Below are 26511 nucleotides of genomic sequence, written 5' to 3' on the forward strand. Positions count from 1 at the left end.
CTAAAGTGAGCCATGAGAAAATTTAATTTGCGTAACATCAACCCAATTTTGGCTGCCAACATAGTCATCCTTTGGATCAGCTAAAATGCCACTTGTCTGTTGACTAAATACGCCATTATCAGGAACATAATCTAGACTTGGCGATGTTTCAGCATCATTTATCGTTATATTTACAGGCGTTGAAGATGTAATGGATTGAATTTGTTGTTGCATCTCAGCCCATATACTACTGTGATTTTTGACACTTAAGTCTTTGTTAAGCCTAAAACCTAGTGATCTCTCTGTTACAACATTATCCTTAGTTAAATTGTAAGTTCTTACTCCACCTATATTGTTGGCAAAAATATTAACTACACTACTGGCAATTATTATTCCAGTACGTTTACGAACACGATAGGTAGTGCCGAGCTTAGTGTATTCGACAAAAAAATCAGCATTAGATTCCCAAGCCCCATAGGTAGCGAAGCCAGCACCATTCCCTATCAGAAAACGAATATCACCGTCATCGTATGCCCCACTGTTATTAATATCAAATGTCGCAACCAAGGAGGATTGACCAATACTAGTTAGCCAGTTATTGTTGAGATATACCTGAACTTCAAACCAGTTTGTCACTGATGTGACATCAAAATCATTGGTATATACTGTCTGTTCATTTACGGTGTTTGTATCTGTGCTACCTCCTCCACTGGAACCTCCACAGCCAAAGAGTGACAAACCTAGACAACCTAACAATGTGTATTTTTTATATTTATTAATCATTATTCTAAGCACTTATAAAAATGTTGATTTTAGTGAGCTGAGGTTTTTATAAGAATTTTTTATATATGTCAAAGATTACATTTAATTAAAACATACACATCACACATCACACATCACACATCACACATCACACATCACACATCACACATCTCTTATTATATCGATGCAAATATAAGCGCATATACATTAGTTACAAAAATTATTGTCAAATTTTCGACGATAACAAACTCTGGCGGGCAACACCGTAATTCCTGTTTTCATCTCCGGCTGCTTTAGAATGGCTTGTCCGTAATCAAATAGTGTCTGAGCAATCAGCTCACAGTCCTGTTCAACCGAGTCAATTTTCACAGGTAAGCAATCCAGAATGTCGTAGTTATCGAAGGTCGCCAAGCGAATATCTTCATCCAGCATGTTCTTCTCGGTCAAAAAACGCAAAACCCCTTCCAACAACGAATACGAGGCGGTATACACGGCTTTAGGTAGACGCCCTAGATCTTCTACAGCCAGTGCCATGAGCTCGTAGCCTGACTCAGGTTGATAATCCTTGGTATACACGTAGCGATCATCAAAACGCACACCTGCATCCTTAAGCCCGAGCTGATAGCCCTTAAAACGATCTCGGCTCGTAGATAAGTTAAGCTGACCACCGATATACACGCACTCTTCACCACTTAAGGCTAATTGAGCCACCACTTCCTTTGTCGCTTTTTCAGCATTGGTTTTGATATTGATGAAATGGCTATCTTCTAATATACGGTCAAAGAAAATGACTGGAGTGCTTGGACTGATAGGTTGATAGAAGTTGTCATCCATCATGCAAGTTGCCACTAGCAGGACATCCACCTGCCGTTCAATCAGGCTCTTTACTGCCTGTTGTTCCTGTTCGTGATCATCGTCGGACGAGGCGATAAGTAGCTGATAACCATTATTCCGACACAGTATTTCCAACCGTTTAGCAATGTTCGCAAAACCCATGTTCGCTAAATCCGGAATGACTAAGCCTACGGTATAGGTCTGCTTAGACTTGAGCGCTCTGGCGTAGATACTTGGCTTGTAATGATACTGTTCAGCAATAGCCTGTACTTTCTCCACTGTGTCTTCATGAATACGGTGCTTTTTTGCGTGTCCATTGAGCACAAAGCTCACTGTTGACTTGGAAACACCCGCTAATGCAGCGATGTCTGCCAATTTCAGTTTTTTACCTGCCATTATTCTCTTTTCCTACTCGGTGTCTTTATCAGCCTGCCTTGCTGCTAGCTCAATCAACGACACTGCGCTCTCATGTTTAGACTCTGATAATGATCACAATTTGATCTTTATCGTGATAAATGATATCTGCAAACCTAGATCGCTAAACCGTTTTAGCTATACAATTAGCTTAATTTAGTTAAGTAAGAGATGCAATGATGAAGAACAGAGTTTGGGTAACAGGAGATGCGGTTGTAGACCTGATTCCAGATAGCGAGTCCAGCTACTTGAAATGCCCAGGTGGCGCGCCTGCTAATGTGGCAGTCGCCATCGCCAGATTGGAAGGTGACGCCGCTTTTATTGGTCGTGTCGGGCAAGATCCCCTTGGCCGTTTTATGCAACAAACACTCAAGCAAGAGCAAGTCGATACGCAGATGATGATACTCGACGAAGCACAGCGCACTTCAACCGTCATAGTTGATCTTGATGATTCTGGCGAGCGAAGTTTTACCTTTATGGTCAAGCCCAGTGCAGACCAATTCCTTGAAACCAGTGACCTGCCGACCTTCACCCAGGGTCAGTGGCTGCACGTATGCTCAATTGCGCTAGCGAACGAGCCAAGTCGCAGCAGCACACTGGAAGCGATGCGTCAGATTAAAGCCGCAGGTGGATATGTAAGTTTTGACCCTAACTTAAGAGAAGAAGTGTGGGCAAACCCAGAAGAGCTCAAACCTATCGTACGTGAAGCTATTGCGCTAGCCGATGTCGTCAAGTTTTCCGATGATGAACTGCTGTTTTTGACAGGCAGCGATACTCTTGAACAAGGTGTGGAAGCACTGGAACCGTTTAAAAATACACTAGTCTTAATCACTCAGGGGGCGAAAGGTGCGTTAGTCCTGTTTGAAAAAACACAACAGCTTATTGCCAGCCAAGCAGTATCACCCGTTGATACTACAGGTGCAGGCGATGCTTTTGTCGGAGGCTTGCTCGCTAAGTTGTCTCAATATAATGACTGGCAGCAGCTTGAAGTCATTCAGTCTGCGGTAAAATGGGCTAACGGCTGTGGGGCACTTGCTACTACACAGAAAGGCGCTATGACTGCTCTACCTTCCTATCAGGCTCTTGAGGAATATATTAAGAGGTAATTGGAAGGAAATTCTGGATAAAAAAAGGCAGAGAAATCTGCCTTTTTGGTGTATCAGTCATAACCGCTAAAAATTAGCAAAGTAGGCTAGTCTGAAAATAGAGTGTTCTGATTTATTAGCTTCTAGAAAACTCCGACTGTATCTATGTAAACGAGCTAACGTCGTTTCTTTTTACTTATAGATATTCAGTTAATCTTTCACCAGCTCGTTCTAAAGCAAGGTGTACAACCTTTGTTATTTCAGGGTACCCGTTATCAGGATCATCCCAGTCAACATTTTCAGGCAAAGTAACCTGTTCATTAATTTGGTGATCCATAACAATCTTGTTGTCCGATAAGTCCACCAGCTTTACATGCGCAGAGACATAACCTCTCGGTTTACTAAGCGGTATGAAACCGTAATAGTCCCGAATAGTACCGGATGCCAAAACCTGAATAACAAGCAAATGACTTGCAGAGTATTGCTCTTTCAATTCGGCTAAATCATAACCGAAAAAACCATCCTTTTGCTGAGCTTTTGGAAGTTTATCAGCGTCAGAGGTTTTGTAATATTCTGGAAGTACTTCACTTGTACCACCTCGCAGTTCGATTTTTTGCGCTATCGCCGATTTACTTAACTCAAATTTGTCATGGGATAAGGTATGAATATGCGATTCAACACCATCAGTGACAATCTCATTGATTGCCATATCAAGTAAACCTTCCCCACCCTTGCGGTGCGCGTTCATCTCTGGAGGCTGAACAAATGCAATTGCGATATTTTTCTCTCCCCCCGTCTCCCAGAAGTTTGTTGGTATATCCATAGCTTTATTGGATACACATCCCGAAAGGAATAGAACAAAAAACAGACAACTGATCAGCTTTACAATTCTCATTGAGTTATTCTCTTGATTATTAAGAGAGCGCAAACTAATAATCAAGACATATAGAAGCAATTGTTAAAATAAACAATTGTGACACAGATCAACATTCGGGATGTGTGCATTAGATACAAAAAATGATGAAGGTTATTGCGTAAACAAAGTTGAGTATTGCAAACAAAGGCGCTTACTGATCAACGTTAGAAACAACAAAGCATAACTTTTACTCAAACAAAGGTTGGAAGGAGCTCCTTTAGCAACTGAAGACACACTCTACCTTTTTATGGCCTTCCTATGCGCTTCGTTTTAGAGAGATTTGCTACGATACTCATCATAAGCCGTCAGGACGTTCAAAATTAAACATCGATTAAATAACTCACTGCTGTAGTCCGTTACCTAATCAAGCAAATGGCGGTCGTGCTGCTTTGAGTGTTTTTAATCTGGCGGTCTGACAGCCATGCAACAGTGAAATACCTGTCGCTGCCTGCTCAACGAAAACTCGTGATGTCATCACTGCTAGGCCGTGGTTGACAAAAACTTCTATTGAGGAAATATCGGCAAGAATGCGCAGTTGAATCTTATCTGTATCGATCTTGAGTTCTCTTTGAGAATCTACCGCTCGATTCAATGTCTGGCTGCGGTCCAGTATCAGTGTTTGGCGATCTTCATCTGCGTACAAGACAACTTTGTGCTGGCTACTTTCAAATAAATTCAGGCTCTGCCCCCACTCCAGCTCAACTTCAAGATCGAACGAATTACGCTCCAAGCGATACGGCTCGTCGCTTAGCTCGATGTGGCGTTGGCTTTGAACGAGTTCTTCGAGCTCCTTAACAGGCCATTGTTTAAGCCGTCCGTTTTGGTAACTCAGCTCACGCATACAAGTAAGCTGATGCACCCAACCATTTTCACTGCTTGGTTGATCAACTTCATCAGGTAATCCCATCCAGCCACACATGACCCGCCGACCATCCGGTGTTTCAAGTGTCTGGGGAGCGTAAAAATCGAAGCCGTAATCCAGATGTTCAAACTGCGAAAAAGATAAACCATTTTCCAAACAAGCTTTAGCAATCCCGTTGTGGTGAGGAATCGTATTGTGCTTTGAGAAAGATTCAATCCCTTGTGGCCCGATGACGACAAACATCTGCCCATCGAGTTCAAACATGTCAGGACACTCCCACATGTAGCCAAAATCCCCCAGCTCTTCACCATAAAGCGCATCAAACTGCCAGGTCCTAAGATCTGTTGAGGTGTAAACAGCTAGGCGTCCTTTTAGAACCGTAGTTTGTGCACCTAACAACATAAACCATTGGTTTTGATGTCGGACGATTTTAGGATCGCGAATGTGTGCGGTAACTCCATCGGGTAACTCACAAATAACCGGCCCATGTTTATCGAAATTCACACCATCTTTGGATGTGGCAAGGCACTGAGTTGTGTGACGTTCGCGACTCTCGCCAATACGAACATTACCCGTATAGAACAGCATCAACTCAGAGCCATGACTGAGTGCGTGCCCAGAAAAGACACCATGGCTATCAAACCAATCAGATGGTGTGAGCGCAACTGGTTGCCACTGCCATTCAATCAAGTTTTTGCTGGTTAAATGTGCCCAGTATTTGTCTTTGTGGGTACAGCCATGGGGATACCATTGATAAAACAAGTGATATTGTCCGTCATGATAAACAAAACCGTTAGGATCGTTGAGTAACCCCTGTGGTGGAGAAATATGCCAATCGGGTCGAAATGGACAGTTAACCGCGTCGAGCGCGTGTTCAAGCTCCAATCTTTGTTTTTCGCCGATCTGCTGTCCTATAGACATTAGATCCGCGGGGCTAATTGAGTCTGGAATTGGGAACTCTACTTGATATTCACCTAGTACAATTTTGATTTGAGAACCTGAGACTATGCTCGCCACTCGCGAACAATCTCTGATTGCAAATATCAATCGACCTTGCGGCATCAGAACTCTTGTTATGTTTGTCTCACCACCACACTGGGAGATCAGGCTTTCAATCGACATCTTTAAAACCTAAAAATTGGGAACGTTTGCAAAATACACTATTTGTTCGATTTGAACAAGATCAGCAGATACTCGCCTTGACTATTCAGATGGTGGCAGAGTGTATAGAAACGAAAATAAATACCCCGAATCCGGGGAGATTCAGAAATTGAAAATGGCTTCCAACACTAAGCTAGCATCTGACCGGAAGCCTTTTAATCGAGCAATGATTCTTTGAAAACTCAGGGCTAGAACCAAGTTTCCATTTGCAGGGCAAACAAGGTTTCACCACCTTGTCCCATTGTGCTGGCACCTGAATCCAAGCTTACTGAGTAGTTGTCCAGATCTTCACTCCAGTCAACGTAACTTACAGCAAAGCGAATTTCAGGGCGGTCAAAGAATCCAGCTGACGTCGCCAGCTTCACAGTCGGAGCCACCGTTAACTTGTAGAAGCTACCGTCTGCTTTTTCCACGCTGTTATCTAGATCCATGTACTGGTAGGAGCCTTCATAAACCATCCCAAAGTTCGAATTTAGCTCTTGAGCCAATCGAACGTTAACAGATGCCCATAGGAATTCATCGTTATCTTTAACACGATCTTTGCTCATCTCAGCCATAAATGCGGGCGCGATGCGCCAGTTATCCGAGAATTTAGTGACGCCATAACTAAAGATTCGAACTGCCTGAGCATCATCATTCAGATCACCATCAGAGCCAATACCTTTGAGTGATGCACCAAGGCCCTGGCCAATCAATACACCAGACTTCGAGAAGCCCTCGCTGACACCGAAAAAGTCATTGCCATGGTAGACTAACATTGCATGTAGGCCGTCTTCTGCTCGCTCTGTGGGTGACGATGAGCTGGTTGAGCGGTCTGCATTATCGTTTGATTTCATCGCGTTGAGCATTAACTGCCATGAGCCAAAGTAGTTGTTCATAGTCGCAACATAGTTCTCCACATCAGTACTTGAACTATCGATTTCGCCAAAATCGCGGCCATAAAGAGAGAAGTTTGCTTTCCAGTCCTCACCTAGTTTCACGTCATACAGACCGGCCCCCGTACCAGAGAGAAATACGATGTCAGAATCAAAGAAATGGATATCGAAATTGTCTCTATCAAATCTCTTACCTGCCCAGATCTTCGCATCTTCAAACGCACCGCTAAACCAGGTTAAATCAGAGAACTCTGTGTACACCTGTCGAACGTTTAGCTGACTATCGCTTGCTGTCCATTCATTGTTAGTCTCGACACTGTCCGCCAACATGATTTTGTAATACGCTTTTGAACCATCTTCGGCCACGCGATGATGAACAAGGTTTGCTTCGAGATAGTTATCATCTTCAAGACCAAGGCGTCCAACCGGAGCACCTAAGGTTCCTGCCGCCGTCATGTATGGGCCACTTCCTGTCGCACCATTCAGGCTATCATTAATCAACAATCCTGCTCGCGCATAACCTCGGAACTCAAAGCTTCCTGCGGATTTTTCAGCCTCTTTCGCTACCTGTTCTGTGTGAGCTAGGCGGCTTTCAAGTTCCGAGATCCTTGCTTCAAGAGAAGCCATATCGTTTTGAGAAAAGGCATTAGGAGTGATTGCCAGAGTGACAGCACACGTAAGTAAAGACTTCATATTGTTCATTCTAATTCTCCATTGAGTAAATAACTTGGATTCATCAGCAAACCTTCCCAGTTAATTCACAACCAATGCGAACCGTCGATTTTTAGGTCTATAAACCTCAATACTCGTTCTTGATTTATTCACTTCACCTCAGTGATAGTGATTGGACTATAAATATATTTTCGGTAACGTTCCCGAAAATAATTATAAAATTAGAATACTCATCACGAATATCTATAGAAGTGTGATCTTATATGATGAGAGGATTTTCATATGGGGAATAAAAACGCCTGAAACGAAGTTCAGGCGTGGAAAGGTTAGCAGGTAGCGCGCTGTATATTCTGAAAAGTGAGTACCACTTTACTCATCACCTGAGGTTTACCCTCAATCAATTCAAGCAGCACAGATGCACCACTTTCTCCTGCTTTATCAAATGGATAACTAAACGTCGACAAACTTGGAGAAACAACAAAACCAAGCTCATCATTACCTACTCCCAGTATTTTAACTTGCTCACCAACCACTATGTTTTCTTCCTGCAGTGCTTTAATTGCACCTATGGCAATTCGGTCAGTGGCACAAAAAACACCATCAATCTGAGGATATTCTTTGATAAGACGCCGCATATTGGCATAGCCAGATTCAATGCTGAACTCTCCGTGACAATGGAACAATAACTCTTGTTCACTATGCATCGTAAGCGCTTGCCTCAATCCATCAGAGCGCAATTTATCTACGGCGAGGTCTGAGTCCGCTACCCCAATAAATCCGATATTTTCGCATCCAGCATTGAGCAAGCGCTTTCCTGCTTCGTACCCGACACGCAAATCATCATGGACAATACTCGGGATATTAAACAGTGAACCATCCTGCCCAATCAGAACAATAGGAGCTCTTGACTGAGCAATGGCCTCAACCAACTGAGTGTCAATGTGTGTCGCATACAGAACAATACCCTCCACTCGCTTTTGATTGAATAAGCGAATGAACTCGATCTCTTTCGAATCGGATTGCTGAGTGCTGGCCAGCAAAACATGCTTTCCTGCCTTTTCGAATATGCGGCTTAGGCCATCAACACCTTGAGACGTGGCATTAGATGAGACTCGCGGCACAATAACACCCACCAAATTGGTTTTCTGTGATTTGAGATCTTTCGCCACTTGATTGACCACATAGCCCACTTCGTCGACAGCTTTCATGACTTTCAACTTGGTCGCTTCTTTTACACCATACTCGTTGTTGATCACACGAGAGACTGTGGATTTAGATACTCCGGCCAGTCTGGCGACATCGTGCAGGCTTGCCATGTCTATGCCTTCATTAAGTTATTGGGAATGTTTGCAAAAGTTACCAGAATCTGACGGAATTGCCACTTCGCCCAATCGGTTTAGCAAAAAAGTTTAGCCGATCTAACTCACATTACCTTTGATTACCCTTTGACTGACACTAACAGATCGAGAAAAATTTATTTTTGCAAACGTTCCCAATAAATTTACTGCCTTTTTGAACTATAAATTATTAGCAAAATAATAATCGGGGTTTGGAATGAATTATCCAAAAATTGCTAAACAGCTGCTGGAGTTGCTTGGGGGTAAAAGTAACCTTCAAGCGCTCGCCCACTGCGCGACGCGACTGCGCCTTGCACTGAAAGACGATTCAATCATTAATGAAGAAGCGATCAGCAAGTTAGATGGCGTCAAAGGCCAATTCAAAGTTGCTGGACAATATCAAATCATTTTTGGTTCAGGCATCGTTAATCAGGTACACGCTGAAATGGCGAAGCTGACGGGCATGGCAGACATGTCGACCAACGATGTGGCCAGTGCAGGTGCACAGAAACAGAATATCATTCAGCGTGCAGTGAAAGGTTTATCCGACATTTTTGTACCTATCATCCCTGCAATTGTCGCTGGTGGTCTGTTGATGGGTCTGTTCAACGTGCTAACAGCGAAAGGCCTCTTCATTGACGGTCAATCTCTGATTGATGCCAATCCGGGGCTTGCTGATCTCGCTAGCATGATCAACACATTCGCTAACGCACCTTTTGTTTACCTTCCTGTTTTATTAGCGTTTTCTGCCAGTAAAAAATTTGGTGGAAACCCGTTCCTCGGGGCTGCTCTGGGTATGCTGATGGTGCACCCGGATCTGCTGAACGGCTGGGGATTCGGTGGAGCAAGCGTAGCTGGGACGATTCCGACATGGAACATCTTTGGTTTCGAAATCCAAAAAGTCGGTTACCAAGGTTCAGTTCTGCCTGTATTGGTTTCTGCCTTCATCCTTGCCAAGGTTGAAAATGGCCTACGCAAGGTGATTCCTTCTGTGCTGGATAACCTCCTAACGCCGATGCTGGCGATTTTTATCACGGGTTTCCTGACCTTTACATTGGTTGGCCCAATCACGCGTGATATTGGTTTCCTGCTTGGCGATGGTCTCAACTGGCTATACGATTCTGCTGGTTTCATTGGCGGCGCACTGTTCGGCTTCATCTACGCACCGTTTGTGATTACTGGCATGCACCATAGCTTTATCGCAATTGAAACTCAGTTGCTCGCCGATATTGCAGTTACTGGTGGCACCTTTATTTTCCCTATTGCTGCCATGTCTAACATAGCACAAGGTGCTGCAGCATTAGCCGTTGGCTTTACAACTAAGGACAATAAACTTAAAGGAATTGCAATGCCTTCAGGTGTCACTGCCCTACTGGGTATTACCGAGCCAGCCATGTTTGGTGTCAATCTTAAACTGCGTTACCCGTTTATTGCGGCGATTATCGGAGCGGCATCGGCCAGTGCATTTATTACTCTGTTTAACGTCAAAGCTCAGGCATTAGGTGCTGCGGGTCTACCTGGCGTGATTTCGATTGTGCCTGATAAGCTAGGCTACTATGTCACAGGCATGGCTATTTCATTCGTTATAGCGTTTGCTCTAACACTAGTTCTTGGTGCTCGCTCCGGCCAAGAGTCAGGCAACGCTGCAACAACATAGCTGAAAGCAGTCCCCCGTAGCTAAAACATGTTTTTAGCTCACTCCTACCCCGCCTCAGGCGGGGTATTCTATCTTTCTGGAATCCTCTAGCCCCATTGGTACAGGCTTAAATTACTCTGGTATCGCTATTGACACTGCCTTGATGATTATAGGCATCTTCTTTAACTCCATTACGAGTACTTCAAGGCTTTATCGACTCGATTTTCAAGCTATTAACTGTTTCGCTTGCGTCTCCTGGCTACACCTGTATCAGTAAACTCGCGAAGATGGTTCAGGTTAGATATCGCAATAAATTCAGAGGGACTAGACACCATATCGCCATCGATCCGACTGGCCTCAAAGTATTTGGTAAAGAAGTGGTTGTCATCGGAGATAGCGAATACAAGAGTCCCAATATCATTGGGCAATGGTGGAATATCAGCGCCTAACACATACCTGTGGATTGGTGGAATTATGAGGAGATCAGCTAGCGCCCAACTCCCATCGAAAATACGAGTATTGTTGACTCGCATTTCTCAATGTTCAGTTACTTGATATTTCAATGCGAGAATGAAAAAAGCCCACCAAAAGGCGGGCTATGATTCCAAAAATGGAGAATATAATTGGCAATAATACAACTATGTCCCGATTAACAGGTGACGACTTTAATCAGATCAATTAACTTATAATTAACTCTGGATTAATAGCCTAAAAACATTTAGATTCTCGGGGATCATATAAAAATTACACATTAGAATAGAATAAATCAAAGAAATTTATTTTAATGAATTACAAGCATGAATTAAATCACGTTTGGCTGGCAATTAAATGATAGATAAAATAATTAGGCTTATCACAGAGAGTAAGCATGACACAGGTGGTGTGAAGTTCCTCGCTCAAGAAATGGGCATTAAGTACAGCACGCTGTACAGTCTATATTCTGGCAAGAATAGTAACCCTACTATAGATACGGTTGGGAAGATCTGTGATTATTACAACATCACTTTCTCCGATCTTTCTGATGAAGCAGAAACACCTCATCATTTTGACTCGTTACAACCTGAAATTATTAGGCTGGCTCAACATGAAGGTGTCGACATATTCATTAAAAACAACCAACTTATTGATACTTTACCCAAAAGTAGCCAATTGATTTTTGAAAAGTTCACACCACCTTTGAAGAATAAAAATCACTACATTTGTCTCACAGAAACTGGTGAAATAGTCTTGAGAAAAGCCATTGAAGAAGATGATAATTTTTTATTTATCTCTTCCAATAGAATAATTCACAATAATGATTATCCAATAATGCAGCTTAAGAATGTCAAAATATAACTTCTTCAAAATAAGAAAAAAACGATCTCAGCTCTATTCCATCGATGGACTGGTGGGTTTTATAGATAAAGAGATGTTTCGCCACGCTTATATTGATAAACACGACGTCGATCTTCACAACGGAAAGTATTCGATTTCCGATAAACGGATCCGTGCGATCAATGTAAAAGACAAAACCATCGAAATGGAAATATCTGATATTCCAGTAACTGTGACGATGAAAAGCCTGCTTACCCCTTCAATCAGACAAGAGCTCAATATTAGTAATGAAAACTTTGTCGCTATCTATCGCCAAATGGAGCAATAATCAATGAACGTACTCGAAAGATCGACCATGCTTGCTACGCTCGGTCTGTTCTGTTTCCTAACCGCTTCAAACATGGCTGCAGCAAAAGCTGTTGAATTCTTCGGTATCCACCTAACTGCGGGATTCTTCACCTATCCGTTTGTTTACCTCTTCTCTTCCATCATCATGGCGACACGCTCTCCAGATGTGTACTTCAAGTCTATTACCTTTGCCTATTTCGGTTATCTGTCGTTTATCAGCCTGATGTACATTGCAGCGATTCTGCCCGGCGTCAACGCCGAGTCGACTTACAACAAGAGTTTTGACCTAATCTACAGTCTCAGTAACTACCGTATTTATTTATCCTCACTGTGCGCCTACTTTGTTTCGATGTTTCTGTTTGGTGTACTGTTTAATTCACTGAAAATTGAGAGTATCGCAATAAGAATTGCGTTAGCGACACTGATCGTCGCCCTCGCCGACGTAAACCTATTCCTAATCCTTGCATTCTGGGGAGTAAAAGAAAGCAGTTTACTAATGGACATAATGTTCTGGGCGAGTATTAAAAAACTCGTCGCTCAGCTGGTTCTATTGGGTCCTACTCTCTTAATTATCAATCTTATCAGGAACAAGCATGAATACTGTGTTTCAAATTAGCGATTGCCATTTGAGCGATGAGTCGAGCTTCAAAAACCTTGGGAAGGCGCTGGATGTGGCAAACTCTGATAGCAACTGCGGCACAATTCTACTCACAGGTGACATCTGTTGTGGCCCTAAATCAGGCGATTATACACAGCTACTAAGCTTTGTTTCTAAACACATTAGTAGCAAACATGTTTATGCCATTGCAGGTAACCACGACGATATAGTCTTAATGAAGAATGAGCTTAAAGGCTCACTGATCCAGGTGGTGGATCAATGCGAGATTGCAGGACGTAATTTCATCTTCCTTGATTCAAGCCAGAAGCCAATTGATGCTCGCCACCCTCTCGGCTCAGGTAGAATAGACAATCGCGGTATAGCTCGCCTGAGAAAACAAATTCGCAGAAAAAAAGACCCTATTGTTGTCGTACATCACCCAATCATACGTGTGGGTTCAGAGTGGATGAAGGCCATCTGCCTTGAGAACGACAAACAGATATTCAATATCCTTAAGCAATCTGGCGTCAGAGAGGTTATTTGTGGTCATGGCCATGATCATATTACCTGCACCAAAGAAGGTGTTACGCAGTACATGGCGCCAGCAACCGCTTATGGATTTGATCACTCCATTGCCGAATACAATCGAAGTGAACGTATCGGAATGAACAAATTTACTATTTCAAAACAAACAATAACTGTAAATGAGGTTGTGCTATGAGATTAAGCTTGGTTCTCGATATTTCGAAAGCCGTTGTCGCTATGTATGTGGGGATCTTCTGTGTGCTGGTCAGCTATAACAATGTGATTGACTACAATACAAACTTCCAATTTGTACAACACGTATTAGCTATGGACCAAATGAAGGCATTTTTTACAGGCGACAACCTGTATGGGCGTGCGATCACTTCTCCAACTCTTCATACTGTGTTTTACAATCTGATCATCGCACTTGAATTCCTTGCAGGCGCTTTGTGCGTTGTCGGCGCGGTAATTATGTTCTTCAAACGTGAAGCGGCCGGATTCTCCAAAGGTCAGGCGTTCTATGTAGCTGGTGTTACCGTCGCTTTAGGTGTGTGGTATTTCGGTTTCGGCGTGGTTGGCGCTGAGTGGTTCTCAATGTGGGCAAACTCATGGAATGGCCAGATGAAGGCATACACCTTCGCTATGTTTATCATTCTGACGTTGATTTATGTCCTGATGCCAAGACCAAATAACGACTAGTTCATTACTAATAGCAATAAAAAACCCTGCTGATTGAGCAGGGTTTTTTCTATCTAATCAGAAGTGATTAGTCACGCAGTGACGCACCAAACTTCTCAGATACGTGAGCTACGATAGCGTCAACCGCACCAGCAATATCAGCATCTTCAAGCGTGCGCTCTACAGATTGTAGCGTTAGCGCGATTGCTAGGCTCTTCTTACCTTCTTCAACGCCTTTACCAACGTAAACGTCGAACAGTTTCGCATCTTTCAGGAACTCGCCACCTTGCTCAAGACATGCTGCAACGATGTCGCCAGAAGCGACTGCTTCGTCAACAACTACCGCGATGTCACGACGGTTTGATGGGAACTTAGAAAGCTGTACTGCTTCTGGAATCACTTTAGTGTTGATTGCAGACCATTCCACTTCGAATACGATAGTGCGGCCGTTTAGACCAAACTTACGCTCTAGTTCTGGGTGAACCGTACCAATCACACCTACCTGCTTGCCATCAACGATGATAGCTGCAGATTGACCTGGGTGAAGTGCTGGGTTCGCTGCTTTGTCTTCAGCAGAAAGCGCAGCGAAAGAGTAAGCTGCTTCGTTAGCTGTTAGCTCAAGAACCGCTTCTAGATCGCCTTTAAGGTCAAAGAAATCAACTGTGTTGGTTTCGATGTCCCAGTGCTCTTCGCTGCGAGTACCTGCGATAACACCTGCAAGCATAGGCTCTTGGCGCATACCGTTTTCAGCAGATTCACATGGGATGAAACGTAGGCCGTATTCGAATAGACGAACACGTGGCTGTTGACGTTTCTGGTTGTGAACCACAGTGTTTAGTAAACCTTGGATTAGGCCTAGACGCATTGCTGACATATCCGCAGAGATTGGGAATGGCAGGATTAGCGGCTCAACACCTGGAACAACAAGCTTTTGCTGCTCTGGCTCAACGAAGCTGTAAGTGATCGCTTCTTGGTAACCACGGTCAACAAGTAGGTTACGAACGCGTTTTAGCGGGATGTTCGCTTCAACGTGGTCGTGCATCTTAAGTGCTGCAGCTGGGTTTTGGTTAGGAATGTTATCGTAACCGTAGATACGACCTACTTCTTCAATTAGGTCTTGCTCGATTGCGATATCAAAACGCCATGTTGGTGCTGTTGCTGTCCAACCAGTGTCAGTTGTTGATACTGCTAGGCCAAGACGCTCTAGAATTTCAACAACATCGCTATCAGCAATGTGGTGACCTAGTAGGCTGTCTAGCTTAGTGCGACGTAGTGATACTGTATTTGCTTTTGGTAGGTCAGCTGCTGACTCTACTGCAACAACAGGGGCTACTTCACCGCCACAGATCTCAACGAGAAGTTCTGTTGCACGCTCCATTGCGCTTGTTTGTAGTGCGAAATCGACACCACGCTCAAAACGCATTGAAGAATCTGTGTGTAGACCGTAGCTACGTGCGCGGCCACGGATGTGGTCTGGTGCGAAGAATGCACACTCAAGTAGTACGTCTTTAGTCTCAGTGGTTACACCAGACTCTTCACCGCCAAAGATACCTGCGATAGCAAGTGCTTTGTTGTGGTCTGCTACTACTAGAGTATCAGCGTTTAGCTCAGCTTCATTACCGTCTAGAAGAGTTAGCTTCTCGCCCTGCTCTGCCATACGAACGACGATGCCGCCTTCAATCTTAGCAAGATCAAATGCGTGCATCGGCTGGCCTTGCTCTAGAAGAATAAAGTTAGTGATGTCTACAACTGGGTCGATAGAGCGGATACCACAACGGCGCAGTTTTTCTTGCATCCATAGTGGTGTTTCAGCTTGAACGTTTACGTTCTTAACCACACGGCCAAGGTAACGTGGACATGCAGCTGTCGCTTTCACTTCGATAGACACTGTGTCATCAATCGCTGGAGCAACAGGGTCAACTGCAGGCGCAGTTACGTCAGCACGGTTTAGAACGCCAACTTCACGCGCCATACCACGGATGCTGAAACAGTCCGCGCGGTTAGCTGTAAGGTCTACGTCTACTGTTACGTCGTCAAGACCTAGGAACTCGCGGAAATCAGTACCGATTGCTGCGTCTTCTGCTAGTTCCATGATGCCATCAGATTCTACGTCGATACCTAGCTCAGAGAATGAACACAGCATGCCGTGTGATGGTTGACCACGTAGTTTCGCTTTTTTGATTTTGAAATCGCCTGGTAGAACAGCACCAACAGTCGCTACAGCAACTTTGATACCTAGGCGACAGTTAGATGCGCCACAAACGATGTCTAGAAGTTCTTCAGCGCCAACATCTACTTTAGTTACACGTAGTTTGTCAGCGTCTGGGTGTTGACCACACTCAACCACTTTACCTACTTTAACGCCAGTGAAAGAACCAGCAACAGGTAGTACGTCGTCTACTTCTAGACCCGCCATTGTGATTTGGTGTGTAAGTTCGTCAGTCGATACCGCAGGGTTTACCCACTCACGAAGCCAAAATTCGCTAAATTTCATAGTGATGGTTCCCCTGGATTACTTGAACTGTTTTAGGAAACGAAGGTCGTTCTCGAAGAACGCACGAAGATCGTTTACGCCGTAACGAAGCATAGTTAGACGCTCAACGCCCATACCAAATGCGAAGCCAGAGTATTTCTCAGGGTCGATGCCAACGCTGCGAAGTACGTTAGGGTGAACCATGCCACAACCTAGAACTTCAAGCCATTTGCCGTTCTTACCTTTCACGTCTACTTCTGCTGAAGGCTCTGTGAACGGGAAGTAAGAAGGACGGAAACGAACTTCCACTTCTTCTTCAAAGAAGTTACATAGGAAATCGTGCAGGATGCCTTTAAGCTGTGCGAAGTTTACGTTCTCGTCTACTAGCATGCCTTCCACTTGGTGGAACATTGGCGTGTGCGTTTGGTCGTAGTCGTTACGGTAAACACGTCCCGGTGCGATGAAGCGGAATGGTGGTTTGCCATTTTCCATCGTACGGATCTGAACGCCAGACGTGTGGGTACGTAGCATTAGGTCTGGGTTAAAGAAGAACGTGTCGTGGTCAGTACGCGCTGGGTGATCTTCTGCGATGTTTAGTGCATCAAAGTTGTGGAATGCATCTTCAATCTCAGGACCAGACTCAGTGTTAAAGCCTAGCTCACCAAAGAACTGTTCAATACGCTCAACAGTACGAGTAACAGGGTGTAGACCACCGTTCTCGATACGACGACCCGGTAGAGTCACGTCGATAGTTTCTGCTGCTAGCTTCGCTTCTAGCTCTGCACGTTGTAGCGCATCTTTACGAGCTGCGATCGCTTGTTGAACAACGCCTTTCGCTTTGTTGATCTCTTGACCAGCTTCACGGCGCTCTTCTGGTGGTAGTTTACCTAGGCTTTGAAGTTGAGCCGTTAGCTCACCTTTCTTACCTAGATACTGAACACGCACTTCATCAAGTGCAACTAACGAATCTGCTGCTTCAATAGCGGCGTTCGCGTTAGCAATGATCTCTTCTAGATGTTGCATCGTTTCCTCATCTACCTTTAGGTAGTTTCCATAAGGGTTCCCGCGAGGGATTTTTGGTATTTTAAGATAGCTGTACATAGTAACGAAAGCGAGGTTTAAATCCAATCTGAAATCGGGATTCGACCTCTCTTTGGGTAAAAAATCAGCTTAATGATTGTTCACTTTCATCACGCTCAGCCATTTAAGCCTAAAACTGAGTGTTTTAGAGACAAACGTGATACCTCACAGTACAGAGGAATACCGCGATGCTAAAGACTTAAATACAACAAAGGGAGCACAGTCGCCCCCTAAGAATGACCACAAAGACCCATTGAAAAATGTACTACTGAGTTGTCACTTAAAAATAATACTCTAGCGACACTTCAATGAAGTCATCCTTGCGCGCGAAGTACAATAAGTCGTCAGGTGTTTCATTCTCAAACCACCAACCATCGACTCGCCATTTAAGGTGATTGGTCAATCGACTGGACGCTTCCAACTTAGCAATGAACACATCACTGTTATCCAGATCCTGAGTGAATCCGAGTAATATTTCGGTCCCATCCTCATCGTTCAACTCGAAACGTGAACCTATGAATACATCGTTTTGACCGGTACTTTGAGTATTGTTGCCTCGACTATCATAGAGATACTCTGCGATCAGCCCGACATCCCAAATACTTTGCAATGCACCAACTATGGTGTATTCAAACCCTGAAACCAACCCAATGTGGTGATCAAAACTGTCACGATAGATGCTCTCGAGTTTCCATAGCCAGTCGCCGACAATGCCCTGAACATCAGCACCGACTTGCTTCGCCTGCGCGTAGTAAGGCTTTAAGTCAGTCCCTTGAAGACGGAAATACGGATCGCGATTGGTTCCTTGAAAATAGCTCAACCCTAAATCCCAATCTCCAAACATCTGGGTGTATCTCAGCGCATAATCAACGTGCTGTTCCTCATGAGAAGATTCATAAATCGCATCTTCTGAGACTGGCAATGTCGTCCTCAGACGCCCATCTTGCCCAGCAAAGGTACGTTCACGGAAGTAAGGAAGAAGCATGACGTCAAGAATGCCCCAATCTTTGACTGAAGTCAGGTGCAACATGGGTTGCCCTAGCTTGTCTTCGCCGTCTAGCGCTTCAATCGCATCGGTTTGATTCACCACATCGACCAGATGTGCGGACTCAGTAACACCCCAAAAAACCTTTCCGATCCCGGCACGCAGTTCGTAGTCATCCCAGTAAGTTAAATAAAGCGCTTCTCGAATGTCGCCGTGACTTCGCTCATCATCTTCGCTGTCTAAACGATAAAAAGGCGTGAAGGTAAAATCTGAATTATCATCAATCTCCCAATAAAATTCAGGCTGTAAGACTATTGAACTTTGACCTTTACCTTGCCCCTGGAGTCCGTCGGAAATGAACTGTCGATGCTCAAGATTGACCTGACCTGAGAGCTCGACACCATGGCAATGTAAGGCAGCTAGCGTCAGCGATACACAGGCCGCGAGGCGACCTGTCTTACTCGATATTTTTCTCATAGCGATCCTTATTTCACCCGTTTGAGGATATTCTTCTCAAAATCTCTTGCTCTCAAACCAGTCTGAAACTGGAGACCACTAGTAGTAAGCAACGTGCTCTTGCCTGTTTGATGGTTCGTCATAGCCATGGTGTGGGCACGCCAGTATTTATCTAGATAAAGCTGATAATCATCGAATTTGAGCGTTTTAAGCAGTGCACCTTTTCGGTCATAGAATTCAACCTGCATTGGTCGGTAATGTTCTTTATCCAGCCAAACTTGCTGTTTGGTGTAACCCGAATTTTTGTCTGTTGGTATCTGCTCGACAACGAAAGTGTTACTTCCTCCGAACTCTTCATCACGGAGGTAAGTAAAGGTGTATTTCTCCAACTCAAACGAGCTCAAGTCTTCGTAAGCAAATTCACTGCCCATAAACGGGCCAGATTTATTACGTGATGAAATCCGTTTAACTCGTTTGAGCGCTGGTAGATATAGCCATTGGTCATCAGCATCGACTGTGTGCGAGTGATTGAGAAATGCCGTTCCTTTGACGTCTCTTGGCTGGTCAAAAATCGTCAAACCTTTATCGCCATCATTAGCCACTTCAAATGACTTCATGCGCATTTCGCGAGTACTACTCTCTCCTTGTGCATTTTTCAGTACCATTTGCATGGTTGCGATTGAGTCACCCCAGCCTTCATCTCGTGCTTTGCGTTCAGTTGCAATTTCCAATCCTTTTTCAGCATCAGCAAACGCCGTAGACTGAGCGCCGATTGTCAACAAAGCAGACAGCGCGACCGATGTTATCAATGAATAATTTGAATGTTTCATAGAGTATTCCTTTAACTTTGTGTCTGAGGAGCCGTTGTTGGCTGAGTCGAATTGGTAGTTGATATCAGTGATTCGTTTTCCTGCGCGTAGTTTGCGGTATCAAAGCGCATCAACAGCGCTGGTAGGAAAACAAAATCAACAACAAGAGCAATAAAGATCACCATGGCGCTTAACTGGCCCATATCTGCATTAAGTCTGAACGTGGACATCGCCAGCACAGTGAACCCTGCAACCAATACAATGGTGGTAATCCAAAGAGCTCGGCCTACAGTGTGAAAGGCGTAGCGAACGGCTTGCTCCGCGTTTTGCCCTTGCTTACGTGCACGTTGATATTTCGAGAGAAAGTGGACCGCATCATCAACAACGATACCCAGTGTCAGAGTGACAACGACAGACAGGCCTAGGTTTATCTCACCAGAGAGCAAGGCCCATAAACCAAAGCCAATAATTGCCGGAGCCATGTTAGGTACAATGCTGATCACACCAAGTCGCATTGATCTCAGTGCAAAAATCATCAAAGCTGAAATCAAGATCAGAGTGATAGGTAGTGTCGACAGCATGCTAGCCATGTTGGTCTCACCAATGTGTGCAAACATCAGAGATGGGCTTGAAGCCAACACGTCGTACTGCGAGCCGTTCGCCTTAAACCAGTCGTAAATTCGATTCTCTAAATCAACCAGTTCAACACTGCCCAAGTTGTCGATTGTCACCACCAGTTTGATCGACGATTTATCAACATTAATCTGGTTATTAAGATCAAGGCCATATGGCAGTGACATTTCATACAACAACAAATATTGGGCAGCGAGTTCTCTTTGCAAAGGCAGCTTGTAGTAACTGTCATCATCGCCATGCATGTTCTTGTTCAGGCGTTTATAGACATCGGAAAGCGTGGCGACGTGATCCGTTTCTGGCTGCATACGAAGCCAGTCAGTAAAATTGCTAATCGTCTGGAGAAAAATAGGCTCAGCAATCCCTTGGGACTCATGGGTTTTCACCGCAATACTGATGGTTGTCATGCCACTGATGCGCTCTTCCATGAAATCCGCAGCGCGGCGAAACTCATTGCGCGAATCAAAATACTTCACCGATTCATCGTTCACCTTATTCAGCGGAATCATTGCTGCTGATACCGCAATCACAACGACAGAAATAGGCAGCAAGGCTTTGCGGTTATTCACTACCCAATCGCCAAGCTTATCCATCGAGTCGCTGGTTTTCCCATTATCGGTCTTTTTTCGCTTCACTTTAATTGGCAGCAATTTGAGTAGCGCTGGCAACAAGCTGACTGATAGAAAACACGCCAACATCACACCGAGCGCTGCCAAGTTACCGAAATCTCTCAATACTGGCGAATCCGACATATTCATCATCAGGAAACCAATCGCTGTAGTCACTGAGGTAATGAGGATCGGCATGAAGTTAATCGAAACGCTGTGGTCGATCGCATACTGCTTAGAATGGCCTTTTTGCATGCTCTGACGCATCGTTGCGATAACGTGAACGCAGTCCGCGACAGCCAACGTCATCACTAAGGTGGGAATATTGACCGTAGCTGTACTAAGGAACATACCAGCCCAACCCGATAACCCCATGGTTGCGGCGACTGAGCCGATAATCACCACAAGCGTGGCTATCACACTCAGGAAAGAACGCAGCATAAAGGTCAAAAACACCAGTATTACCAGCAACATGGCTGGCACTAATGTTGAGCTGTCATCCTGAGCGGCGACCATGAAAGCATGGTTCATAGCAATGATCCCTGCTTTATGGAATTCAACATGAGGGTACAACGCACCATATTTACTTAACAGTTGATCGACTCCAGCAACCACCTCAAGAGCTTCCGTCGTTTCATCAATTTCAGGTAGCTGAACGGTGACATTCACTACTGTTACATCGCCTTTTTCAGAGATTAGGGCATGCTTGACCACAGGTTCAGACAAAGCAATCGTCTTAACCTTTTCGATACGTTCTGGCGTCAGAGGATACTCTTCCAACAGAAGATCCTCGACAATCAGGTCATCTTCAATGGCTTCGGTATGCTGATAATTGGCTATGGAGTCGACTCGGCTTGAATAAGGTACTAGCCAGGCATCTCGGGTAAGCCGTTGAATCAGTTCTAGAGTTTTTGGCTCAAAAACGTTGCCGCTTTGGGGGGAAATGATGATTGCGATGTTATCGGACTTGGCGAAAGTGGTTTGTATTTCCTCATAGGCGAGCAGTTGTTGGTTTTTTCCGTCAAAAAAGATGTTGTAGTCACCACGGAAATAGAGATTCTTTCCTCCAAACGTGGCAGCGGTGACCAGTGCTAATGTCAGTAGGAGTACCCAACCGCTAAATCGGGTGGGTAAGGTTAACCACAGATGTGGTTGATTTGGACTAGAGTTGGCTGATTTCATCACACTCTCCGTTTGTGACGTTTCGTCAAAAGTTGTTATTTAAAAACCAGCTAACGCTGGCACTTAAGTAACAAAGCTCGTGTTTGAATGATTCAAACCTTATCGAGTGTCTTTTTTGACGATTCGTCATTTAGAGAGTCAAATAAAACCCATAACGGGCTTTATTCTAGGCTGAAACAGATTAGCGTCCGACTGAGTTGAGATATTCAATCTCTTGACTAAATAGCTCCTGCTCTACTCGGCGCCAGGTTTTCTTGTAATCCCACTCACTAGAGAGAGGCTTCCAGTTCAAACCATCCAACAGCATATTCGCATTATGGAGCACAGAGAACGGGTCCTGTAGGCGATTAATACAATGGCTATTGGACGCATTTTGCGTAAGGGCATTTGACCCAAAAGCAATCGACCAATTGGCAAACACTATCGCATCTGAGCTGATACCTGATGAGAACTTGAGGTCACCACTTTCAACGGCGTAGTTAACCAGTTGATCGGCACCTTCTATCACTTGCTCTTCCAGCTCATTTAGCGCTTTAACACGTTCTGGCGACGCCTTTTCAAGTACGAAAGGATTTTTCGCCATTAGTGCACACATGGACAAAATCGGCTCCATGCGTGTGTAGATACGATAGCCTACATGCATCGCTATGATTTTTTCCCGTGTACAGCCTTCAAATTCAGCAGCGCGGGCGAATAACACAGCTTCGCTTTTCAGAGAATGAATACAAAGCGCAACAATCGCGTCTTCTTTACTACTAAAGTGATTATAAATCGTACCTTTCGAGTAAGGGCTTGCTGCCGTTAGCTTGTCCATGGTCAGGTTACTCCACCCTTCCTTTTGAACCAGCGCTTTCGCCAGTAGAATCAGCTCTATTTCTCTATCGGCAATGGCCTGTTGTTTTTTGGTTAACCCAAAACCACAACGGACGCCGTCTTTTTTATCACTCTTTTTACAGCTAAAGCCAAACATGATTATTTCGATCCGTACCCGTCTGTTACTCCTTAACTTTCTAATTGTAACACGAATCATAATATTGCGATAAATCACAATCATGACGATTCGTCATTTTTGACACTTCGTCATAATAGATCATATATTACTCAAATAAAAGATTTATTCGTAGATAGATACATAAAAACTATGAATTGTTATCGTGCTACACTTTATGCACTTATCTGAACTAGAGAGACATTGCCACGTGTTCAAATACTTAGCTTTGCCGCTTGTTACTTTTACATGCTGGACAAGTCCGGCATTGTCAGCGGACTACTCAACAGAAAAAATTGCTTCAGGTTTACAGGTGCCTTGGGGAATGACGTTTGCCGACGACAACACGTTACTGGTCACCGAACGTAACGGCCATATTCTCTCGGTCGATATCGCTACAGGCAAAAGTACCCAGCTTATGGAAGACCCCGCAGGCCTTTATGCCAACGGTCAAGGAGGGTTGCTCGATATCGCGATGTCCCCTTTCGAACCGAACAAAGCGTATGTGACCTATAGTAAACGCACCGCTAGCGGTTCAGATACCACTCTTGCTACCTTCACATTTTCAGACGGTAAGCTCTTCGACTGGAGAAACATCCTCACAACAACGTCCAATTCCTCGACCAATCGCCACTATGGTAGTCGGGTGACCTTCGATGATCAGTACCTCTACATGAGTGTTGGCGATCGCGGAGAACGAGATAATGGACAGGACTTAAGTACCCATGCGGGATCGATTCTGAGGTTGAACCCTGATGGTTCAGCAGCCGCAGAAAACCCTTTCGCCGAGCAAAAAGGCGCGCAAAAGGAAATCTGGAGCTTTGGTCATCGTAATCCACAAGGCTTGTTTTACGATTCAGCAGCTAGCGCTTTGTGGTCGATAGAACATGGTCCTAGAGGCGGCGATGAAATCAATTTTATTCAGGCAGGCTCAAACTATGGCTGGCCAATCACTTCTCACGGTAAAGAATACTGGGGGCCGATTAATGTCGGGGAATCTAAAGAAAAAGAGGGGATCGAGTCACCAGTAAAGGTTTATGTTCCTTCCATCGCTCCCTCAAGTTTGCTTTTGTATCGAGGTAAAAACTACCCTGAATTGAACGGTAAGCTTCTCGCACCCGCTTTAAAACTGACCCATATTAATGTCGTCACGCTAGACAAAAACAATCAAGCGGTAGATGAAACTCGAATATTATCAGCACTTAACGAACGCATTCGCCATGTCATCGTCAGCCCTAAGGATGAACTCATCTTTAGTACTGATCAAGGTAATATATACCGCCTTGTTCCAACTCGCAGTTAAGAAAAAGGCCCGCAATAAAGGGCCTTGTTCTTATGCAGTGATATGCTCCAGCAGTTCATCCTTGAGCTCACCTAATACCCCAGGATTTGGCTGAGTGTGAGATAAAGTTCGCATACCATAGATGCCCATCACCAAAAATTGAGCTAACTGAGCCGGCGATTTTTTTTGAGATGCATTTCCCTCTCGCTGAGCCAGAGCAAGCTTCTCTTCAATAGACTGATGCCAATCTTGAAGCATCATGCTGATAAGATGTTCCACCTCATCATCCTGCTGTGCCATCTCACTGAGTGATTTCTGCAGCAAACAGTCTTTGATTTCTTCCGTTTCACACTCTTCGACAACCCAACTTAGATATTTTTCAAAGCCATCCATCACTGTTGGTTGGGAGTCAAACAAAGCCTGAAACTCTTGCGATTTATCATCACGATACTGTTCCAACGCCGCAATCAATAAGCCGCGCTTGTTTTCAAAGGCACAATAGATTGAACCGGGGTGCAGTCCAGTTACCTTTTTTAGGTCTTGCATACTGGTCTTAGCGTACCCTTTAGCTACAAAAGCATCCATTGCAGAACGTAATACCTCTTCCCGGTCAAATTCAGCGCTGCGCATTGGTTCTCTTATCTCAATTATCAATATTGATTGATTCTACTTTATTTTGAACAAGCATTCAAAAAAGTAGTTGAATGCTTGTTCAAATTAGACTAACTTGAATGGGCATTCAAGAAAAACCACGAAGGGAAAGTCATGAATAACCTATTTGAACCATTAGCGCTGAACGACACTATTACGTTGAACAATAGAATTGTTATGGCACCACTGACTCGTTGTATGGCTGATGACAGCCTAGTTCCAACTCAAGCGATGGTGGATTACTACGCTCGTCGAGCAGATACTGGTTTGATTATTAGTGAAGCGACCATCATTCGCCCAGATGGTCAGGGATATCCAAATACCCCCGGAATATTCAGTCAGGAGCAAATTGCAGGCTGGCGTAGGGTGACAGACGCGGTTCATGAGAAAGGCGGTAAGATTTTTGTGCAGTTGTGGCACACTGGCCGTGTTGCGCACCCTCACTTCTTCAATGGAGAATATGTACTGGCGCCTTCCGCAGTCAGCGTTGAAGGCAGCGTACCCCGCATGCGAGAACTGACCTACACCACGCCTAAGCCAGCGACCCGAGAAGAGATTGAAGAACTTGTTGACGATTATCGTCAGGCCGCTATTAACGCTCTAGAGGCAGGCTTTGACGGTGTTGAAATCCACGGGGCAAATGGCTATCTGATCGACCAATTCCTGCATTATTCAAGCAATACTCGAAACGATGAATTTGGTGGCTCAGCAGAAAATATGACGCGCTTCCCGTTGCAAGTCGTCGATGCAATCGTTGATGCCATCGGTAAAGATAGAACAGCACTACGACTCTCTCCGGGTGCTTACTTCAACATCGAACCAGACAATCGTGATCGTCAGGTTTCAGATTACTTGCTCAAAGCACTCGAAAGTCGTGATCTAAGCTACCTTCACGTGGGAATTTTTGACGATAGCATGTCATTTGATTACCTAGATGGCACCGTTTCAGAGTATATGCGTTCAAACTACAGTAAGACGCTAATGGGTGTTGGTGGTTTTACTCCAGAAACCGGGAATGCGGCGTTGGAGTCTGGCAAATTTGATTTGCTGGCAATTGGTCGTCCATTGATCGCCAACCCTGACTATGTCGAAAAAGTAAAATCAGGCTCAGTGTTGACAGAATATTCGGATGAAATGCTTGCCGAGCTTGTATAACCCGTTCACGTTTGGTGAGTTAAAAATCAGCGGCGTTTGGCCGCTGATTTATTATATAATGAAGATACAAAAAAGCCCTGACCAAATGGTCAGGGCTTCGTAATTTGGAGCGACACACGAGGTTCGAACTCGTGACCTCAACCTTGGCAAGGTTGCGCTCTACCAACTGAGCTAGTGTCGCATAATGCGTTAGTTAGATGGTGCCCCGGGCCG

At 44.5% G+C, this 26511-nt stretch carries 22 protein-coding genes, 1 tRNA gene and 1 pseudogene; 10 read left to right on the top strand and 14 right to left on the bottom strand.

Annotated elements, in window-relative coordinates:
• On the bottom strand, positions 1-762 hold the full coding sequence (locus tag TW84_RS03275; RefSeq protein WP_045974248.1) for a hypothetical protein: 762 nt from the start codon (positions 760-762) through the stop codon (positions 1-3).
• Between the two features lie 186 nt (positions 763-948).
• Positions 949-1971: a LacI family DNA-binding transcriptional regulator gene (locus TW84_RS03280; RefSeq protein WP_045974249.1), complete on the bottom strand. Its 1023-nt coding sequence runs from the start codon at positions 1969-1971 to the stop codon at positions 949-951.
• A 194-nt stretch (positions 1972-2165) separates the two neighbouring features.
• Between TW84_RS03280 and TW84_RS03285 the strand changes: the two genes are divergently transcribed.
• On the top strand, positions 2166-3095 hold the full coding sequence (locus tag TW84_RS03285) for an aminoimidazole riboside kinase (RefSeq protein WP_045974250.1): 930 nt from the start codon (positions 2166-2168) through the stop codon (positions 3093-3095).
• 175 nt (positions 3096-3270) lie between these two features.
• On the opposite strand, the gene TW84_RS03290 is transcribed toward TW84_RS03285, so the two are convergent.
• From TW84_RS03290 to TW84_RS03305, 4 genes are all read right to left on the bottom strand, one after another.
• Positions 3271-3969 (bottom strand): hypothetical protein, encoded by a 699-nt coding sequence (locus tag TW84_RS03290; RefSeq protein ID WP_045974251.1) that lies wholly within the window; start codon positions 3967-3969, stop codon positions 3271-3273.
• 385 nt (positions 3970-4354) lie between these two features.
• Entirely contained in the window at positions 4355-5974 is a 1620-nt protein-coding gene (locus TW84_RS03295; protein ID WP_045974252.1) for a glycoside hydrolase family 32 protein, read from the bottom strand.
• A gap of 227 nt (positions 5975-6201) precedes the next feature.
• Complete coding sequence (locus TW84_RS03300; RefSeq protein WP_084720183.1) at positions 6202-7590, bottom strand: carbohydrate porin; 1389 nt, start codon at positions 7588-7590, stop codon at positions 6202-6204.
• Positions 7591-7886: 296 nt separating this feature from the next.
• Positions 7887-8876, bottom strand: coding sequence for a LacI family DNA-binding transcriptional regulator (locus tag TW84_RS03305; RefSeq protein WP_045974253.1), 990 nt, complete (start codon positions 8874-8876; stop codon positions 7887-7889).
• Between the two features lie 238 nt (positions 8877-9114).
• Here TW84_RS03305 and TW84_RS03310 point away from each other — a divergent pair, with 238 nt between their 5' ends.
• From TW84_RS03310 to TW84_RS03340, 7 genes and pseudogenes are all read left to right on the top strand, one after another.
• Positions 9115-10554: a sucrose-specific PTS transporter subunit IIBC gene (locus TW84_RS03310; RefSeq protein WP_045974254.1), complete on the top strand. Its 1440-nt coding sequence runs from the start codon at positions 9115-9117 to the stop codon at positions 10552-10554.
• 97 nt (positions 10555-10651) lie between these two features.
• Positions 10652-10907, top strand: a pseudogene (locus TW84_RS23940) (transposase); the annotation flags it as partial.
• 454 nt (positions 10908-11361) lie between these two features.
• Positions 11362-11868: a helix-turn-helix domain-containing protein gene (locus tag TW84_RS03320; protein ID WP_045974256.1), complete on the top strand. Its 507-nt coding sequence runs from the start codon at positions 11362-11364 to the stop codon at positions 11866-11868.
• The gene (locus TW84_RS03325; protein WP_045974257.1) at positions 11855-12175 is read left to right on the top strand and encodes a hypothetical protein; all 321 of its coding nucleotides are present in this window, start codon (positions 11855-11857) and stop codon (positions 12173-12175) included. The genes TW84_RS03320 and TW84_RS03325 overlap by 14 nt, the downstream gene beginning before the upstream one ends.
• Positions 12176-12178: 3 nt before the next feature.
• The gene (locus TW84_RS03330) at positions 12179-12811 is read left to right on the top strand and encodes a queuosine precursor transporter (RefSeq protein ID WP_045974258.1); all 633 of its coding nucleotides are present in this window, start codon (positions 12179-12181) and stop codon (positions 12809-12811) included.
• Positions 12789-13514: a metallophosphoesterase family protein gene (locus TW84_RS03335; protein WP_045974259.1), complete on the top strand. Its 726-nt coding sequence runs from the start codon at positions 12789-12791 to the stop codon at positions 13512-13514. The genes TW84_RS03330 and TW84_RS03335 overlap by 23 nt, the downstream gene beginning before the upstream one ends.
• Positions 13511-14017 carry a DUF2165 family protein gene (locus tag TW84_RS03340; RefSeq protein WP_045974260.1) on the top strand — a complete coding sequence of 169 codons (507 nt, stop codon included), beginning with the start codon at positions 13511-13513 and terminating at the stop codon, positions 14015-14017. Before TW84_RS03335 ends, TW84_RS03340 begins: the two co-directional genes overlap by 4 nt.
• A gap of 67 nt (positions 14018-14084) precedes the next feature.
• Here the strand turns inward: TW84_RS03340 and pheT are convergent, their stop codons facing one another.
• The 6 genes from pheT to TW84_RS03370 form a co-directional block, all read right to left on the bottom strand.
• Positions 14085-16490, bottom strand: a complete 2406-nt coding sequence (pheT, locus tag TW84_RS03345) for a phenylalanine--tRNA ligase subunit beta (RefSeq protein ID WP_045974261.1) — start codon at positions 16488-16490, stop codon at positions 14085-14087.
• 18 nt (positions 16491-16508) lie between these two features.
• Positions 16509-17492: a phenylalanine--tRNA ligase subunit alpha gene (gene pheS / locus TW84_RS03350; protein ID WP_004413586.1), complete on the bottom strand. Its 984-nt coding sequence runs from the start codon at positions 17490-17492 to the stop codon at positions 16509-16511.
• 337 nt (positions 17493-17829) lie between these two features.
• On the bottom strand, positions 17830-19011 hold the full coding sequence (locus tag TW84_RS03355) for a hypothetical protein (protein ID WP_045974262.1): 1182 nt from the start codon (positions 19009-19011) through the stop codon (positions 17830-17832).
• Between the two features lie 8 nt (positions 19012-19019).
• Entirely contained in the window at positions 19020-19820 is an 801-nt protein-coding gene (locus TW84_RS03360; RefSeq protein WP_045974263.1) for an outer membrane lipoprotein-sorting protein, read from the bottom strand.
• An 11-nt stretch (positions 19821-19831) separates the two neighbouring features.
• Positions 19832-22222 (bottom strand): efflux RND transporter permease subunit, encoded by a 2391-nt coding sequence (locus TW84_RS03365; RefSeq protein ID WP_045974264.1) that lies wholly within the window; start codon positions 22220-22222, stop codon positions 19832-19834.
• 181 nt (positions 22223-22403) lie between these two features.
• Positions 22404-23192 carry a TetR/AcrR family transcriptional regulator gene (locus TW84_RS03370; protein ID WP_045974265.1) on the bottom strand — a complete coding sequence of 263 codons (789 nt, stop codon included), beginning with the start codon at positions 23190-23192 and terminating at the stop codon, positions 22404-22406.
• A gap of 196 nt (positions 23193-23388) precedes the next feature.
• Between TW84_RS03370 and TW84_RS03375 the strand changes: the two genes are divergently transcribed.
• Positions 23389-24513, top strand: a complete 1125-nt coding sequence (locus tag TW84_RS03375) for a PQQ-dependent sugar dehydrogenase (RefSeq protein ID WP_420806538.1) — start codon at positions 23389-23391, stop codon at positions 24511-24513.
• A 30-nt stretch (positions 24514-24543) separates the two neighbouring features.
• Here the strand turns inward: TW84_RS03375 and TW84_RS03380 are convergent, their stop codons facing one another.
• A complete protein-coding gene (locus TW84_RS03380; protein ID WP_045974266.1) occupies positions 24544-25122 on the bottom strand; it encodes a TetR/AcrR family transcriptional regulator in 579 nt (192 codons plus the stop codon).
• 135 nt (positions 25123-25257) lie between these two features.
• On the opposite strand from TW84_RS03380, the gene TW84_RS03385 reads away from it, so the two are divergent.
• Positions 25258-26298: an alkene reductase gene (locus TW84_RS03385; RefSeq protein ID WP_045974267.1), complete on the top strand. Its 1041-nt coding sequence runs from the start codon at positions 25258-25260 to the stop codon at positions 26296-26298.
• A 105-nt stretch (positions 26299-26403) separates the two neighbouring features.
• Here TW84_RS03385 and TW84_RS03390 read toward each other — a convergent pair.
• Positions 26404-26479: transfer RNA gene (locus tag TW84_RS03390), tRNA-Gly, on the bottom strand.
• Positions 26480-26511: the final 32 nt, after the last annotated feature.

The sequence above is a fragment of the Vibrio neptunius genome, from assembly GCF_000967495.1.
Lineage (GTDB): Bacteria > Pseudomonadota > Gammaproteobacteria > Enterobacterales > Vibrionaceae > Vibrio > Vibrio neptunius.

Coding starts and splice junctions, on each gene's coding strand:
- TW84_RS03275 (WP_045974248.1), bottom strand. CDS start 762: ATGATTAATAAATATAAAAAATACACATTGTTAGGTTGTCTAGGTTTG.
- TW84_RS03280 (WP_045974249.1), bottom strand. CDS start 1,971: ATGGCAGGTAAAAAACTGAAATTGGCAGACATCGCTGCATTAGCGGGT.
- TW84_RS03285 (WP_045974250.1), top strand. CDS start 2,166: ATGATGAAGAACAGAGTTTGGGTAACAGGAGATGCGGTTGTAGACCTG.
- TW84_RS03290 (WP_045974251.1), bottom strand. CDS start 3,969: ATGAGAATTGTAAAGCTGATCAGTTGTCTGTTTTTTGTTCTATTCCTT.
- TW84_RS03295 (WP_045974252.1), bottom strand. CDS start 5,974: ATGTCGATTGAAAGCCTGATCTCCCAGTGTGGTGGTGAGACAAACATA.
- TW84_RS03300 (WP_084720183.1), bottom strand. CDS start 7,590: ATGAACAATATGAAGTCTTTACTTACGTGTGCTGTCACTCTGGCAATC.
- TW84_RS03305 (WP_045974253.1), bottom strand. CDS start 8,876: ATGGCAAGCCTGCACGATGTCGCCAGACTGGCCGGAGTATCTAAATCC.
- TW84_RS03310 (WP_045974254.1), top strand. CDS start 9,115: ATGAATTATCCAAAAATTGCTAAACAGCTGCTGGAGTTGCTTGGGGGT.
- TW84_RS03320 (WP_045974256.1), top strand. CDS start 11,362: ATGATAGATAAAATAATTAGGCTTATCACAGAGAGTAAGCATGACACA.
- TW84_RS03325 (WP_045974257.1), top strand. CDS start 11,855: ATGTCAAAATATAACTTCTTCAAAATAAGAAAAAAACGATCTCAGCTC.
- TW84_RS03330 (WP_045974258.1), top strand. CDS start 12,179: ATGAACGTACTCGAAAGATCGACCATGCTTGCTACGCTCGGTCTGTTC.
- TW84_RS03335 (WP_045974259.1), top strand. CDS start 12,789: ATGAATACTGTGTTTCAAATTAGCGATTGCCATTTGAGCGATGAGTCG.
- TW84_RS03340 (WP_045974260.1), top strand. CDS start 13,511: ATGAGATTAAGCTTGGTTCTCGATATTTCGAAAGCCGTTGTCGCTATG.
- pheT (WP_045974261.1), bottom strand. CDS start 16,490: ATGAAATTTAGCGAATTTTGGCTTCGTGAGTGGGTAAACCCTGCGGTA.
- pheS (WP_004413586.1), bottom strand. CDS start 17,492: ATGCAACATCTAGAAGAGATCATTGCTAACGCGAACGCCGCTATTGAA.
- TW84_RS03355 (WP_045974262.1), bottom strand. CDS start 19,011: ATGAGAAAAATATCGAGTAAGACAGGTCGCCTCGCGGCCTGTGTATCG.
- TW84_RS03360 (WP_045974263.1), bottom strand. CDS start 19,820: ATGAAACATTCAAATTATTCATTGATAACATCGGTCGCGCTGTCTGCT.
- TW84_RS03365 (WP_045974264.1), bottom strand. CDS start 22,222: ATGAAATCAGCCAACTCTAGTCCAAATCAACCACATCTGTGGTTAACC.
- TW84_RS03370 (WP_045974265.1), bottom strand. CDS start 23,192: ATGTTTGGCTTTAGCTGTAAAAAGAGTGATAAAAAAGACGGCGTCCGT.
- TW84_RS03375 (WP_420806538.1), top strand. CDS start 23,389: ATGCACTTATCTGAACTAGAGAGACATTGCCACGTGTTCAAATACTTA.
- TW84_RS03380 (WP_045974266.1), bottom strand. CDS start 25,122: ATGCGCAGCGCTGAATTTGACCGGGAAGAGGTATTACGTTCTGCAATG.
- TW84_RS03385 (WP_045974267.1), top strand. CDS start 25,258: ATGAATAACCTATTTGAACCATTAGCGCTGAACGACACTATTACGTTG.